The following is a 14,633-nucleotide window of genomic DNA, read 5'->3' as shown; positions in this document are numbered from 1 at the left end:
CCCGATCAGGCCGGGACGATGTTGACCAGCTTCGGTGCGCGCACAATCACCTTGCGCACGTCGCGGCCTTCGAGGGTGCGGATAACCTGCGGCGAGGCCAGCGCGAGCTTCTCCAGTTCGTCCTCGCTGATGTCCGCCGCCACTTCCAGCCGGTCGCGCACCTTGCCGGCAACCTGCACCACCGCGGTGACCGTGTCCTGCACCAGCAGGGACTCGTCCACGGCCGGCCAGGTGGCTTTCACGACGGACGGTTCGTGGCCCAGCTGCGCCCACAGATCTTCCGCGGTGTAGGGAGCAAACAGGCTCAGGATGATGGCCACCGCCTCGGTGGCTTCGCGCACGGCTGGATCGGCGGCGCCGGGTCCGGCGTCGATGGCCTTGCGGGTCGCGTTGACCAGTTCCATCAGCTTGGCGATGACCACATTGAACTTGCCGGCGTCCAGCAGGTCCGCCGCATCGGCGACCGTGCGGTGGGTGACCGAGCGCAGGGCGCGGTCGCCGCCGTCGTACTCCGTGCCCGGCGCCGAGGCAACGTCTTGGCCCAGCCGCCAGGCGCGGGCCAGGAACTTGGCCGAGCCGGACGGCGAGACATCGGCCCAGTCCACGTCGTCCTCGGGCGGCGAGGCAAAGATCATGGTCAGGCGGACGGCGTCCACGCCGAACTTGTCCAGCTGCTCGCCCAGGTCCACGCCGTTGCCCAGCGATTTACTCATCGCCTTGCCGCCGTTGAGCACCTGGCCCTGGTTCAGCAGCGCACGGAACGGCTCGTCGAAGTCGATCAGGCCCATGTCCTTGAGCACCTTGGTGAAAAACCGGCTGTAGAGCAGGTGCAGGATCGCGTGCTCGACGCCGCCGACGTACTGGTCCACCGGCAGCCAGCGCGCGGCGGCATCCTTCTCGAACGGGCCCTCGGTGTAGTTGGGAGAGGCGAAGCGCAGATAGTACCAGGACGAATCGACGAAGGTATCCATCGTGTCGGTATCGCGGCGCGCCGAGTTGCCGCAGTTGGGGCAGTCCGTGTTGACCCAGTCCGCGGCTGCGGCCAGCGGAGAGGTGCCCTTCGGCGACAGCGCTTCGCCGCGAAGGTCGTCGGGCAGCCGCACCGGCAGCTGATTGTCGGGAACGGGGACCTCGCCGCATTCCTCGCAGTGCACGATCGGGATTGGTGCGCCCCAGAACCGCTGGCGGGAGAGCAGCCAGTCGCGCAGCCGGAAGTTCACGGTCTTCTCGCCGGTGCCGGCGGCCTGCACCAGTTCGATGGCGCGGGCGATGGCCTCGGTCTTGGACAGGCCGTCCAGCTCGCCGGAGTTGATCAGCGTGCCCTCGCCGTTGGTGGCCACGCCGGTCTCGGCCGGGTCTTCTTCACCGGTGTCGACGACGGCGCGCACCGGCAGGTCGAACGCCTTGGCGAAGTCCAGGTCGCGCTGGTCGTGCGCCGGGACCGCCATGATCGCGCCGGTGCCGTAGTCGGCCAGCACGTAATCCGCTGCCCAGACCGGCAGCTTCTCGCCGTTGAGCGGGTTGACCGCGTAGCGGCCCAGGAAGACGCCGGTCTTCTCGCGTTCGGTGGACTGGCGCTCAATGTCGGAGAGCGCCTTGATCTTTTCGCGGTAGTCCATCAGCGCATCGTGGTGCTCCGGCGTGACCAGATCCAGTGCCAGGTGGGCGTCCGCGGCCACCACAAAGAAGGTGGCGCCGTGCAGGGTGTCCGGCCGGGTAGTGAAGACGGTGACGTCCTTCGCCGGGCGGCCGGCGGCTTCTTCGACGGTGAAGCGCACGTGCGCGCCGTCGGACCGGCCGATCCAGTTGCGCTGCATGGCCAGGACACGCTCCGGCCAGTGGCCCTTGAGCTCGTCCATGTCATCCAGCAGGCGGTCCGCGTACTCGGTGATCTTGAAGTACCACTGGTTCAGGCTCTTCTTGGTCACCGGTGTGCCGCAGCGCTCACAGGCCCCGTTGACCACCTGTTCGTTGGCCAGCACGGTCAGGTCCTTCGGGCACCAGTTGACCGGCGAATTCTTCCGGTAGGCCAGGCCGCGCTCGTAAAACCGCAGGAACAGCCACTGGGTCCAGCGGTAGTACTCGGGATCCGAGGTGTGCAGCCGGCGCGACCAGTCGGCGCTGATGGCGTAGCGCTTGAAGGATGCGGCCTGGGTATCGATATTGGCGTAGGTCCACTCGCTGGGGTGGGCATTGCGCTTGATTGCAGCGTTCTCGGCCGGCAGGCCAAAGGAATCCCAGCCGATCGGGTGCAGGACGTCGTAGCCCTTCAGCCGCCAGTACCGGGCCACCACGTCGCCCATGGCGAAGGCTTCGGCATGGCCCATGTGCAGGTCGCCCGAGGGGTACGGGAACATATCCAGCACGTAGCGGCGCTCGCGCGAGCCGTCGTCGGCGGGTGCGAAGACATCAAGTTCCTCCCACACGGCCGGCCATTTGGCCTCCATGGTGGAGAAACTGTACTCGTGCTGTTCCGTACCCGACTGCGTACTCACTGTGCTTGCCTCGTCCTCTTGTCTGTACTGCGCACTGGCCTGACTCCCCTAGACACACAAAAGCCCCTCAACATCGGAGGGGCGGGCCGCTGAAGCAGGGTGCGGGACCCCGCGGCAGCGGCTAGCTAAGGAGCAGTGCGAACATGGCACCACTTTACCGTACGTTCACAGCACATCGTCGTCGATCCAATCGAAGGTCCGGGTGACCGCTTTCTTCCACAAGCGCAGCCTGCGCTCCCGCTCTTCCGCGGCCATTCGCGGCTCCCACACCTTGTCCTGCGCCCAGTTGCCGGCCAGCTGCTCCGTTCCTTCCCAAAACCCGACGGCGAGGCCCGCGGCGTAAGCCGCGCCCAGGGCTGTGGTCTCGGTAACCCGCGGCCGCATCACCGGCACGCCGAGGATATCCGCCTGGAACTGCATCAGGGCGTCATTGGCGACCATCCCGCCGTCGACCTTGAGGCCGGTCAGCGGCACCGCGGCGTCCGCGTTGATGGCATCCAGCACCTCCCGGGTCTGGAACGCGGTGGCTTCGAGCGCCGCGCGGGCGATGTGCGCCTTAGTGACGAACCGGGTCAGGCCCACCAGTGCGCCGCGGGCATCCTGCCGCCAGTACGGCGCGAAAAGTCCGGAGAAGGCGGGCACAAAGTAGCAGCCGCCGGTATCTTTCACGGTGCCTGCCAACTGCTCGGCCTCCTGCGCGGAGGAGACCAGGCCCAGGTTGTCGCGCAGCCACTGGATCAGGGAGCCGGCGACGGCGATGGAACCCTCCAGCACATACTGCGGGGCGGAGGTACCCAGCTGGTACCCGACGCTGGTCAACAGTCCGTGCGAAGACCGGACAATCTCCCCGCCGGTGTTGACCAGCACGAAGCACCCGGTGCCGTAGGTGTTCTTCGCCTCGCCGGGGTTGAATGCGGCCTGCCCGAAGGTGGCCGCCTGCTGATCGCCGAGGATGCCGGCCACCGGAACGTGGCGCAGCAACTGCGATCCGTGGACCTCCGCATAGACCTCAGAGGAGGAGCGTATCTGCGGCAACATCGCCTTGGGGATGCCGAAGACGTCCAGGATCTCCTCATCCCACTGCAGCGTGCGGAGGTCCATGAACAGGGTGCGGGAGGCGTTGGTGACGTCGGTCGCGTGCGTGCCGCCGTCGGGACCGCCGGTCAGGTTCCAGAGCACCCAGCTGTCGGTGGTGCCGAACAGCAGCTCGCCCGCCTCGGCCCGTTCGCGGACGCCGTCAACATTGCGCAGGATCCACGCCAGCTTGGTGCCGGCGAAGTAGGGCGAGAGCGGCAGTCCGGTCTGCTCGCGGAACCGGTCGGCACCGCCGTCGGCCGCCAATTCATCGCAGATAGGCTGCGTGCGCACGTCCTGCCAGACAATCGCGTTGTACACCGGTTTGCCCGTGCTTTTCTCCCACACCACCGTGGTTTCGCGCTGGTTGGTGATGCCGACGGCGGCGATGTCGTGGCGGGTCAGGCTGGCCCGGGAGAGCGCCGTGCCCACTACTTCGCGGGTGTTGTCCCAGATTTCGAGCGGATCGTGTTCCACCCAGCCCGGATTCGGGAAAATCTGCCGGTGCTCGCGCTGGCCGGTGGAGACCGGGGTGCCGCTGCGGTCGAAAATGATCGCGCGCGTGGAGGTGGTTCCCTGGTCGATCGCCAGCACGAACTCCGCCATCTAAGCCCCTCCAAGGTTTGTCCGCGCAACCGTGCCCGGCTGCTGTTGAACCTAACCGGCGGCACACGGCAGCGTCAATTGCCGCGCCGCTGCCGGGGCCGCTTTTATCGGTCGACGTAGCCTGGCTGCGCAGCGTAGCGCCTTTTAACCGTTCCTCCGCGCCGTCTGACCGTTCCTACGCGCCGAGATGGCCCGGCTGCGCAGCGCCGCGCCGTCGTATCGGTAAAGTCGAGGGCATGGAATCTGCAGGAAGCCGGACGTGACCACGGTGGCCGATCGCGCGCTCCGGCGCGAGATACTGCTCGACGGCGCCCGCGTGCGTTATTGGGAGTATCCCGGGCCCGACGACGGCGCGCCCATCCTGTTGATGATCCACGGCTTCCGCGGTGATCACCATGGGCTGGAACTGGTGGTTGACCAGCTACCCGGATACCGCGTGATCGCCCCGGATCTGCCCGGCTTCGGCGAGTCCGAACCGCTGGCCGCCAACAGCCACGACATCGAGGGTTACACGCGGTTCCTGCACAGTCTGGCCGGGGCGCTTGAACTGGGACCGGAGACCTACATCTTGGGACACTCCTTCGGCTCCATTCTGGTCAGCCACTATCTGGTGGCGCATCCGGGCAGCTTCCGCGCCGCCGTCCTGGTCAACCCGATCAGCGAACCGGCGCTGCGGGGGCCCAAGGCGATCGTCTCTAGGCTCGCCGGGTTCTATTACTGGGCCGGAGCCAAGCTCCCTGAGCGGCTGGGCTTGGCGCTGCTGCGCAATCCGGTGATTGTTCGGGCGATGAGCATCATGATGGCCAAGACCCGGGACCCGCAGCTGCGCTGCTACATCCATGCCCAGCACGATGCCTACTTCAGCGCCTTCGCGAACCGCCGGGTGGTGTTGGAAGCGTTTCGTGCGTCCATCTCCGCCGACGTCGCCCAGGTCGCCGGCCGGCTGGACCTTCCGGTGCTCCTGATCGCCGGGGAACGCGACGACATCGGTTCCGTGCCTAGCCAGCGCAAGCTAGCCGCAGCTATTTCGGGCGCCCGGCTGGAAGTGATCCCCGCCGTCGGGCATTTGATCCACTACGAAACTCCGGCCCCGGCCGCCGCTTACATCCGGGACTTCATCGACGGAATGAGTGCATGAAACTCCTGATTGACGCCCGGTTCACCCGCACCGACCAACTGGACGGCATCAGCCGCTACGGTGCGAGCCTCATCGAAGCCACCGCCCGGGTGGTGGACGTGGCCATGCTGATCAACGACGAGCGTCAGCTGCAGTTCCTGCCGGACGTGCCGTGGACCAAGATCAACAGTCCGCTCTCCCCCGCCGAACTTTTCGTGGCGCGCCGCGTGAACAAGCTCGGCGCCGACGTCGTCGTCTGCCCCATGCAGACCATGGGCAGCTTCGGCCGTGACTACGGCCTCATCCTGACCCTGCATGACCTGATCTACTACTCGCACCCGAAGCCTCCCGGTTTCCTGCCCAAACCTGTGCAGTGGCTCTGGCGGCTCTATCACAAGGCTTACTGGCCCCAGCGGCTGCTGCTGAACCGAGCGGACACCGTGGCCACGATTAGCCGGACGACGCAGGCGCTGATGGAACGCAACCGGCTCACCCGCAAGCCCATCCGGATTGTCTCCAATGCCGCCCAGCCCCACGGTGCGCCGCGGAATCCTGCCGGCGGCCGCGACAAGACCTTGCTGTACATGGGCTCGTTCATGCCCTACAAGAACGTGGAAACCATCATCGACGCCATGGTTTTGCTGCCGGACTACCAACTCCATCTGCTCAGCCCCATTCGCCCGGACCGGCAGGCTGAGCTTGAGGGGCGGGCGGCTGACCCGCGCCGCCTGGTGTTCCACAACGGAATTTCCGACGCCGGATATCATCAACTGCTCCAACGCACCACCGCTTTGGTCACCCTCTCCCGCGACGAAGGCTTCGGCCTGCCGCTGATCGAAGCCATGGCCGCCGGGACGCCGGTAATCGCCAGCGACATCCCGATCTTCCGCGAAGTAGGCGGCGGTGCGGTCACGCTGGTTGATCCGGACCAACCGGGCGACTTCGCCGCCTCGGTGGCAGCACTGGATCAGCCCGGAGCTTTCCGTGCCGCGTCTGAAGCGAGCCTTGCGCGGGCCGCCGCCTACGACTGGGACGAATCAGCCCGTCAGCTGGTGGCCGCCGCCGAAGAAGTCATGGAGCGCCGGCGCCAAGTGCGACAGAGCCGAGTGCGATAGACGGCGCCAGGTGCGATAGCCAGCCTTGGACATAGCCCGCGCCCGGAGTGTCCCGCCGCAGTCCGGACGGTCACGAAATAGCGGCCCGCTGAACCACCCGGCGCTGCCACATGCAGAGACTCTGGCACATGCAGAACGATGGCGGCTTCAGAACGGTGGTGGCGTGAGGTCGACGGGATTTCCGTTGTAGCTGGCATGCGGTGTGGGCGGGTGCGCGGCTTGGTGCTTGTGCCAAGTTTCCCTAAGTTTCTCGTTGAGGTCGTTGATTTCCAGGCGTTCGAAGATGTCGGCCAGTTCGCCCGGCGGTGTGACCGCCAGCGGTTCGGCGGTGGTGGTGTAGGAGATCCCCGCCGCGGTGGTCCAGTCGATGGTGTCCGGGTCCAGTTGGCCAGCCTTGGCGTAGCCCGCGGTTTTAAGCGCGTGGTGGACCTTGCAGAAACAACACATGCAGTTGACGTTCGTCTTACCGCCTTTGGAGTAGGCGTGGACGTGATCGATTTCGCAGTGTTCGGCCGCCCGGTTGCAGCCTGGGGCCCGGCAGGTCCGGTCACGCGTGCGCAGGAACCGGCGCTGCGCCCTGGTGGGCCGGTACTGCTTCCGGTCCATCGCCAGAACCGACTCGTTGACCGGATCGGTCAAGATCCGGGTGAAGGAGGTCGCATCGCCGACCAGCCGTCGGGCCACGTCCGGCGCGATGGGACCGTACCCGTCGAGTTCGGCCGGCTCCTCCCCCTGTCCCAGCAGGGTCAGCACCGGCACGGTAAGGCTTACATGGGCCGCGATCCTCGGTCCCGGTTTGCCAATCCGGGAACCGTCGGTGATGCCGGTCAGCAGCAGGTCGGCGAGAACGTCAGCGCGCAACTGCGTGAGCGTCCGCGGCTCTTCCGCGTCCTGCAACGCGATGGCCGCGGTCTGGATCCGGTTGAACGCCGCCACCGCTTCCTCGGCCGGCAGGTACGCGTTCAGCCAAGCCATCCCGTCCTCGTCCGGGTGCAGCTCGATACGCCGGTCCCGGCGCGCCTTGGCGTGCCGGACGGTGATGGACTCGGGATGTTCGCGTTCGCGCCGGGTACGTGCCCGGGCAGCGAACTTCGACCGGGTCATCGCAGCCTCGGTCGCGGCCGGCAGCATCACCGCTTCGAACGCGGTCCGTGCGTCCTCGGGCAATGAACCGGCCTGGTCCACCAGGGCCTCGGCGATCCCAGCGCTGGTATCGCCGGCAGACAGCGCGGCCAGCGTGTCCGGAAAAGTTGAGTTGAGTTTCAGGGCCAACGCGAGCTTTTCCTGCGCTGTCCTTCGCCCCAGACGCAGCGCGCGGGCTGCCTCATCCACCACGGATGACTCGGCATCATGGCCGTTGGGGCGCTTGCCCTCCGGCTCGTACGGGGTGGCCCAGGCCTGCTCCTGCCCGTCGAGTGCCTGGTGGTAGAGGGTGTTGAGCAGGCTGAACTTGTGCGCCTCAAGCCAAGCCATGGCCCGCCCGGTCTGGACCAGCGCGCACGCGGCTTCATCGTAAACCATCAGGGCCGGCTCCTGCCGACCCACCACACCCAAGAGCTCAAGGCCGGACAGCTGCAAACCGGCACCCGTCCAGCCCACACAGGCGTCGGCCGCGGCACCGGAGGGAAGACCGGCACCGTCAGCCGATTCGGGGAAGCCGGTTAGTTCAGGGTGGTCCGCATCGGTGGGCCGGTCGCAGCTTTCGTCGTCGAAGTACTCCCTCGGCAGCAACCCGTTCAGCGGATCCGCGCACGGCTTCTCTTGGGAAGCGGCCAATGATGCTTCCAGCTCCGCCCAATACTGTGCCGCTTCGGCAGAATCATCCCAGCGGCCAGACTGCCAGTCCGGATCCGGGTCAACCGGAATCCCGTCCCCGTCATACGCCTGAACCACAGCATAACGGCGGGCCTGCGCCGTCACTGCACCCGCGTCGGGAGCGCGGCCGTGCGCTACTGCCTGAGGCGGACTGGAGCTGTCCCGGGGCTCAAGGGGAATACCTCCCTGGCCGGAGAAGTCCGGCTCATCGGGTTCCAGCGAAGCGGGTGCCATGCACCTATTTTACTAGAATGTGACTACGACCACAATAAAATTTAAATCGCTGTTGTGTTCTATCAAGCATTCGCGGGAGGAACCGGGGCGCATGTGGCAGGAGGGAATGCGGGAGGAACCAGGGAGCACGGGGCAGGAGGGAATGCGGGAGGACCAGTGAGCACGTGGCAGGAGGGAATGCGGGAGGAACCAGGGCGCACGTGGCAGGAGGGAACCCACGAGGAACCATGCGGCGGGAGTTCGCACACCCTAAAGCAGGTCAATACCGTCACAACGGACCTGCACCGGGTCCGGGACGCGCTTGGCGGCCAGCGCCGCCTTGCGGTGGCGCAAGGCGGCCGTGACGTGAGGTCCGTCCTGGTAGCTAAAGAACAGCAGCAGCCGGTGCTCGCCGCTCTCCCCCGGCCGCGACTGAAGCTCGCGCGCCTGCAGCTCAACCGGACCGACACTGCGCAGGCTGCCGCCGAGTTCAAAGTCAGCCATGAACGCTTCAATCCCGGTCGCCTTGCCGGTCAAGGCCGCAATCCTCACCGCCGGCGGCAACTGGAGCTCGCGCCGTAGCTGCATTTCCCTGGCTGCCGCACCCGCGGGGTCCCAGCGGACCAACGGGGCGACCACTGCATCCTGGTCGGCGGTGACAACCACCAGCCCTCCTTCCGCGGAAGGCTGAACCAGTGAGGCGGCACGAAACCACCGGCGCAGCACATCCTCCGGTGTCCGCAAGGACTCACGGCTGAGCATGGAGTTCCCGTCCAGCAGCAGGGCCGCAGCATAGCCGCCAGGAGCCACCGGCTCGGCACCGGGCGTGGCTACCACCACAGCCTTCTTCGACTCCACAACCGACTTGATGTGGTCCCCCGAGGAGGACACCACGGTGGCACCGGGAAAGGCGCGGCCAAGTTCCTCGGCAGTCCGCAGGGCACCGATCGCCGAGGCGCGGAGCCGATGCGAGCCGCACTCGGGACAGGAGTAGTTGGTGGCGAGCCGCCCGCACCAACGGCAGGCCGGAGTGGCGGTGCGGCCCGATTGCGCCAGCGGACCGTTGCAATCGGTGCAACGGGCGGGGGTGCGGCAGTCCTGGCAGGACAACGCCGGCGAGAAGCCGGTACGCGCCACCTGCACCAGCACAGGCCCGCGTTCCAGCCCTTCTTTAGCTGCCCGCCACGCGGCGTGCGGCAACCGTGCCTGCCGCAGCAGCGGGTCGCGTTCCTGTTGAAACGAGTCCGCCGTGTTCAGGATGCGGGGAGCCGCCTGCCGCAGGAACGGCCGGGAGGGGGTGAGCGCTGCCGCCCAACCGCTCTCCACCAGCCGCTGCACTTCGCCGCTGAACGAGACTCCGGCGAACAGTGCACCACAGCCGATCTGTGCCGTCCGCAGCAGCAGCACTTCGCGGGCATGCTGGTACGGGGAACGCTGCTCCACCAGCAGATCATCGCCATCGTCCCACATGGCAACCAGGCCAAGATCCTGCACCGGTGCGTAGGCCGCCGAGCGCGTTCCAACCGCCACGGAAACTTCGCCGTGCAGCAGCCGCAGGTAGTTCCGGTAGCGCGGCGTTGGCCCGTCCTCGGCAGTCAGCCGCACGTACTGGTCCGCGCCCAGCACCTGCTGCAGCTCGGCTTCCAGGCTGGCCAGGTCCTTCGCATCGGGAACAACGACGACGGCGCCGCGCCCGCTCTGCCGAACGCTGGCGACGGCGTGGGCTACTTGGGCGGCCCACGAGGCGCGGCCGTAGGACTTATGGCTGGCCAGCACTGCCCGCGGCGCAGCACCGGCGGCCAACTGGGCGAGGAAATCCCCCGCCCCTTCGTAGCCCATAAAAGCTTCGGCAGCCCCCGCCGACGGCTCGGGCAACCGCCCACCGCCGGCACGCGTCGCATCCGGTGCAACAGGCTCCTGGGGCCGGGCGGCGAACTCCTTGTCCACTTTGGCCACACGGGCAGGGATGGCTGCGCGTAGTACGTCGCTGACGTTGCCGGCGTAGCGCTCCGCCACCGCGGTGGCCAGCTGCAGCAGCTCGTCGCTGAGCACGGGCTGCGCGGACACCACCTTGGCCAAGGGCGCCAGCTTGACCCCTTCCGGCGCCTCGGACGTCCGGCGGGTGATGAAGCCGCTCATCTCCTGGCCGCCGAAGCGGGCTTTGACCCGCGCGCCGGGAACCGCCTCGCCGTCGAGCGTCTCCGGTACCAGGTAGTCGAAGATGCGGTCGAGGTGCGGCAGCGACGTTTCGATCAGCACCTGGGCCACCGGGTCGCTGGCGGCCGCCGGCGAGGTGCCGGGAGCTTTCTTCGGTGCGCCGAAGCCCTGCAGCAGGCTCAGCTGGTGCGGATCAGAGCCCATCGGGCTCAGGCGTTGAAGTAGCTGCGCAGCGCGTCGGCGCGGTCGGTCCGCTCCCAGGTAAAGTCCGGAATCTCGCGGCCGAAATGGCCGTGCGCCGCCGTCTGCTTGTAGATCGGCCGCTTGAGCTGCAGGTCGCTGATGATGCCCAGCGGGCGCAGGTCGAACACTTCGTTGATGGCCTGGCCAATACGGGCCGGGTCCACCGTCTCGGTCCCGAACGTCTCCACGTAGATGCCCACCGGCCGGGCCATGCCAATGGCATAGGCGATCTGGATCTCTGCCCGCCGTGCCAGGCCGGCGGCCACCACGTTCTTGGCTACCCAGCGCATGGCGTAGGCGGCCGAGCGGTCCACCTTGGACGGGTCCTTGCCCGAGAAGGCGCCGCCGCCGTGGCGGGCCATGCCGCCGTAGGTGTCCACGATGATCTTGCGCCCGGTCAGTCCCGCGTCGCCCACCGGTCCGCCGATCACGAAGTCGCCGCCCGGGTTGAGGATGTGGCGCACGTCGGTGGCGTCCAGCGAACTGGCCGCCAGCACGGGCTCAATCACGTGCGAGGCCAGATCGGCGCGCAGGTGGCCAAGGTCCACGCCGGCCTCGTGCTGGGTGGAGATGACCACGGAGTCGACGGAGATGGGCTTGTCGCCGTCGTAGCCGACGGTCACCTGCGTCTTGCCGTCCGGGCGCAGGTAGGGCAGCGTCCCGTCTTTGCGGACCTCGGTCAGCCGCTCGGACAGCCGGTGTGCCAGCCAGATCGGGGCCGGCATCAGCACGTCGGTTTCGTCGCTGGCATAGCCGAACATGATGCCCTGGTCGCCGGCGCCCTGGGCGTCGCGCTCGTCCTGGCCGGTGCCCTCGCGGACTTCAAAGGAGTTGAAGACACCGGAGGCGATCTCCGGCGATTGCTGGCCGATGGAGACGGACACGCCGCAGCGGGCGCCGTCGAAGCCCTTGTCCGAGGAGTTGTAACCGATTTCAAGGATGGTGTCCCGGACAATCTGCGGAATCTCCACGTAGCCCTGCGTGGTGACCTCACCGGCCACATGCACCAGGCCGGTGGTCGTCAGCGTCTCTACGGCCACCCGGGAGTCGGGGTCCACGCGCAGCAGGGCGTCGAGGATGGCGTCGGAAATCTGGTCGCAGATCTTGTCCGGGTGGCCTTCAGTCACGGACTCGGACGTGAAGAGCCGCAGATTGCTGTCAGAAGAAGTCACAGACATACCTTACTTGCTGGCGGGGACCGCCACGGAACCGTCGACACGGCACCGCGGCGCCGGTCATGAAGTGAAACAGTGGGACATACGGCAGCAACACTGCCGGCGCCGGCAAACGGTCAGCCGGAGAGTTCGTCGACGATGCGCTTGATCACCGCAGCGGCGGCGCTGTCCTTGCTGCCGCGGTGGGACTGCGGTTCGGCCCCGGTGCGTGCCAGCACGGTGATCTCGGTGTCGTCCTGGCCGAACACCAGGTCGCGGCCCACCCGGTTGAGCACCAGCAGGTCGCAGCCCTTGCGTTCGAGCTTGCTGCGCGCGTAGTCCAGCACGTTCCCGCGGTCGTCGCCGGTCTCCGCCGCGAAACCGACGATCAGCGGGGTGCTTCCGGAGCCGCGCTGCTGCACGATCTCCACCAAGATGTCCGGGTTCCGCACCAGCGTAATGACCGGGTCGGCGGCGTCGTCGCGTTTCTTGATCTTGCTGTCGGTCACTTCAGCCGGGCGGAAATCAGCCACTGCCGCGGCCATAATGACGACGTCGGAGCGAGCCGCCGCTTCCAGCGTCGCCTCGCGGAGGTCCAGGGCGGTTTCCACCGAGCTGGATTTGATCCCGTCCGGGATGGCAACCTCAAGGTGGGCGGCGATCAGCTCGACCTCGGCGCCGGCGGCCGCGGCGGCACGGGCCAGCGCAACGCCCTGCTTGCCGGACGAGCGGTTACCCAGGAAACGCACGGGGTCCAGCGGTTCCCGGGTGCCACCGGCGGTGATGAGCACGCGCTTGCCGGCCAGTGGGCCCGGTTCCGAAGCCGAGGCGGCCCCCGCCGTCGTGCGCGGTGCAAGGGTACCGTCGGCGAGGCCTGCGGTGATGAAATCGTAGATGTCCGCCGGTTCGGGCAGCCGGCCGGGGCCGGTGTCCGTGCCAGTCAGCCGGCCGACGGCCGGGTCCATCACGGTGCTGCCGCGGCTGCGCAGCGTAGCCACATTCGCTACGGTGGCCGGATGCTGCCACATTTCAGTGTGCATGGCCGGTACAAAAACCACCGGTGCGGTGGCCACCAGCAGCGTGTTGGTCAGCAGGTCGCCTGCCAAGCCGGCCGCGGCGCGGGCCAGCAGATCAGCGGTGGCGGGGCAGACCACCACCAGGTCGGCTTCCTGGCCCAGCCGGACGTGGTTCACCGACTCCACACCGTCGAACACGCTGTTGCTGACCGGGTTGCCGGAGAGGGCCTCCCAGGTGGCGCGGCCAACAAACTTTTCGGCGGCGTCGGTCGGGATGACGGTGACCTCGTGGCCGGCTTCCTTAAACAGCCGGAGCAGGGATGCCGATTTGTAGGCGGCGATGCCGCCGCCTACGCCAAGAATGATCCGCATGCCTGCCCCGGGGTTAGACGCTGTTGGACGTTACTCTGCGACCTTTTCAGCGGGCTTGCTGACCAGCAGGCCCTCATTGATCTCGCGCAGCGCGATGGACAGCGGCTTCTCGTTCAGCTTGGTGTCCACCAGCGGGCCAACGTACTCAAACAGGCCTTCGTGCAGCTGCGAGTAGTAGGCATTGATCTGGCGGGCACGCTTGGCACCGTAAATCACCAGCGCGTACTTCGAATCCGCAGCTTCCAGCAGGGAGTCGATCGGCGGGTTGATGATGCCTTCGAGGTTGGTCGACACAAAATCTCCAATTAGTTCCGGGACAATTTCTTCCAAGGCCTGCTTAGCGCGGGTGCGGAAGAAGACCCATCAGTGAAACGAGCTCGTCTGCCGCCCGTTGGACATCGTCGTTAACGACGGTGAAATCGAACTCGGGTTCGGCAGCAAGTTCTAGTTTAGCGGTTTCCAGCCGTTGCTGCTGTTCCTCGGCCGTTTCGGTGCCACGGCCCACCAGCCGGCGGACCATTTCGTCCCAGCTGGGCGGGGCCAGGAACACGAAGGTGGCCTCCGGCATCGACTCCTTGACCTGCCGGGCACCCTGCAGATCGATCTCCAGCAGCACCGACTTGCCATCTGCCATGGCACGCTCCACCGTGCGGCGCAGCGTGCCGTAGCGGTTCCGCCCGTGCACCACGGCCCACTCCAGCATGTCGCCGGTAGCGACCAGCCGGTCGAACTCGTCGGGTCCGACGAAAAAGTAGTGGACGCCGTCCTGTTCCCCGGGGCGCGGTTCACGGGTGGTGGCGGATACGGAGAGCCAGACCTCGGGGTAATGGTCGCGGATATAGGTGGAAACGGTGCCCTTGCCGACGGCGGTGGGGCCGGCGAGAACGGTCAGGCGGGGTTTATCGGACATATCTTCCATCTGTTACTGGGATTCCAAGTGGTTAATCAAGGCACGCCGCTGGTGGATGCCGAGGCCGCGGAGCCGGCGGCTGCGCGCGATGCCCACCGTCTCCATGATGGCGGCGGCGCGGACCTCTCCGATACCCGGCAACGACTCGAGCAGTTCGGCGACCCGCAGCCGGCCGATGGACTCCATGGACCCGGCAGCATCGATGACCTCGGCGATGCTCATGGCGCCGGATTTCACCTTGGCCTTGATTTCCGCGCGGTCGGCCCTGGCTGCCGTCGCTTTCAGCCGGGCGGCCGTGCGCTCGCTCTCCGTCAACGGTCGAAGACCCACAGCTCCTCCAGACTAT

General features: G+C 67.1%; 11 protein-coding genes. 2 read left to right on the top strand and 9 right to left on the bottom strand.

The window, feature by feature from the left end; genetic code table 11:
- Nucleotides 1-5 precede the first annotated feature (5 nt).
- Together leuS and glpK are read right to left on the bottom strand one after the other, a co-directional pair.
- Nucleotides 6-2,495, bottom strand: coding sequence for a leucine--tRNA ligase (leuS, locus tag AC5RW2_RS04435; RefSeq protein ID WP_493962113.1), 2,490 nt, complete (start codon nucleotides 2,493-2,495; stop codon nucleotides 6-8).
- 165 nt (nucleotides 2,496-2,660) lie between these two features.
- A complete protein-coding gene (gene glpK / locus AC5RW2_RS04430) occupies nucleotides 2,661-4,175 on the bottom strand; it encodes a glycerol kinase GlpK (protein ID WP_493962114.1) in 1,515 nt (504 codons plus the stop codon).
- A gap of 259 nt (nucleotides 4,176-4,434) precedes the next feature.
- Here glpK and AC5RW2_RS04425 point away from each other — a divergent pair, with 259 nt between their 5' ends.
- Together AC5RW2_RS04425 and AC5RW2_RS04420 are read left to right on the top strand one after the other, a co-directional pair.
- Nucleotides 4,435-5,313, top strand: a complete 879-nt coding sequence (locus AC5RW2_RS04425) for an alpha/beta fold hydrolase (protein ID WP_493962115.1) — start codon at nucleotides 4,435-4,437, stop codon at nucleotides 5,311-5,313.
- Nucleotides 5,310-6,407, top strand: a complete 1,098-nt coding sequence (locus AC5RW2_RS04420) for a glycosyltransferase family 4 protein (protein WP_493962116.1) — start codon at nucleotides 5,310-5,312, stop codon at nucleotides 6,405-6,407. The genes AC5RW2_RS04425 and AC5RW2_RS04420 overlap by 4 nt, the downstream gene beginning before the upstream one ends.
- A gap of 147 nt (nucleotides 6,408-6,554) precedes the next feature.
- Here AC5RW2_RS04420 and AC5RW2_RS04415 read toward each other — a convergent pair whose 3' ends face one another.
- From AC5RW2_RS04415 to mihF, 7 genes are all read right to left on the bottom strand, one after another.
- Entirely contained in the window at nucleotides 6,555-8,456 is a 1,902-nt protein-coding gene (locus tag AC5RW2_RS04415; RefSeq protein ID WP_493962117.1) for an HNH endonuclease signature motif containing protein, read from the bottom strand.
- Nucleotides 8,457-8,705: 249 nt separating this feature from the next.
- On the bottom strand, nucleotides 8,706-10,796 hold the full coding sequence (locus tag AC5RW2_RS04410; protein ID WP_493962118.1) for a primosomal protein N': 2,091 nt from the start codon (nucleotides 10,794-10,796) through the stop codon (nucleotides 8,706-8,708).
- 5 nt (nucleotides 10,797-10,801) lie between these two features.
- Nucleotides 10,802-12,007, bottom strand: a complete 1,206-nt coding sequence (gene metK / locus AC5RW2_RS04405) for a methionine adenosyltransferase (RefSeq protein WP_493962119.1) — start codon at nucleotides 12,005-12,007, stop codon at nucleotides 10,802-10,804.
- Nucleotides 12,008-12,126: 119 nt separating this feature from the next.
- On the bottom strand, nucleotides 12,127-13,377 hold the full coding sequence (coaBC, locus tag AC5RW2_RS04400) for a bifunctional phosphopantothenoylcysteine decarboxylase/phosphopantothenate--cysteine ligase CoaBC (RefSeq protein ID WP_493962120.1): 1,251 nt from the start codon (nucleotides 13,375-13,377) through the stop codon (nucleotides 12,127-12,129).
- Between the two features lie 30 nt (nucleotides 13,378-13,407).
- The gene (gene rpoZ, locus AC5RW2_RS04395) at nucleotides 13,408-13,671 is read right to left on the bottom strand and encodes a DNA-directed RNA polymerase subunit omega (RefSeq protein WP_493941068.1); all 264 of its coding nucleotides are present in this window, start codon (nucleotides 13,669-13,671) and stop codon (nucleotides 13,408-13,410) included.
- 43 nt (nucleotides 13,672-13,714) lie between these two features.
- Nucleotides 13,715-14,287, bottom strand: a complete 573-nt coding sequence (gmk, locus tag AC5RW2_RS04390; RefSeq protein WP_493941069.1) for a guanylate kinase — start codon at nucleotides 14,285-14,287, stop codon at nucleotides 13,715-13,717.
- Between the two features lie 12 nt (nucleotides 14,288-14,299).
- Nucleotides 14,300-14,617, bottom strand: coding sequence for an integration host factor, actinobacterial type (mihF, locus tag AC5RW2_RS04385; RefSeq protein ID WP_493950559.1), 318 nt, complete (start codon nucleotides 14,615-14,617; stop codon nucleotides 14,300-14,302).
- Between the last annotated feature and the right edge of the window lie 16 nt (nucleotides 14,618-14,633).

This window comes from Arthrobacter sp. B0316-1-20 (genome assembly GCF_059091865.1).
The sequence above is the reverse complement of the archived record's forward strand: the minus strand, read 5'-3'. Positions and strand labels throughout refer to the sequence as shown.

Bases quoted from the DNA above. Each gene is read 5' to 3' on its own strand.
- AC5RW2_RS04415 (WP_493962117.1), bottom strand. From the start codon at position 8,456: ATGGCACCCGCTTCGCTGGAACCCGATGAGCCGGACTTCTCCGGCCAG.
- gmk (WP_493941069.1), bottom strand. From the start codon at position 14,287: ATGTCCGATAAACCCCGCCTGACCGTTCTCGCCGGCCCCACCGCCGTC.
- coaBC (WP_493962120.1), bottom strand. From the start codon at position 13,377: ATGCGGATCATTCTTGGCGTAGGCGGCGGCATCGCCGCCTACAAATCG.
- AC5RW2_RS04420 (WP_493962116.1), top strand. From the start codon at position 5,310: ATGAAACTCCTGATTGACGCCCGGTTCACCCGCACCGACCAACTGGAC.
- glpK (WP_493962114.1), bottom strand. From the start codon at position 4,175: ATGGCGGAGTTCGTGCTGGCGATCGACCAGGGAACCACCTCCACGCGC.
- AC5RW2_RS04410 (WP_493962118.1), bottom strand. From the start codon at position 10,796: ATGGGCTCTGATCCGCACCAGCTGAGCCTGCTGCAGGGCTTCGGCGCA.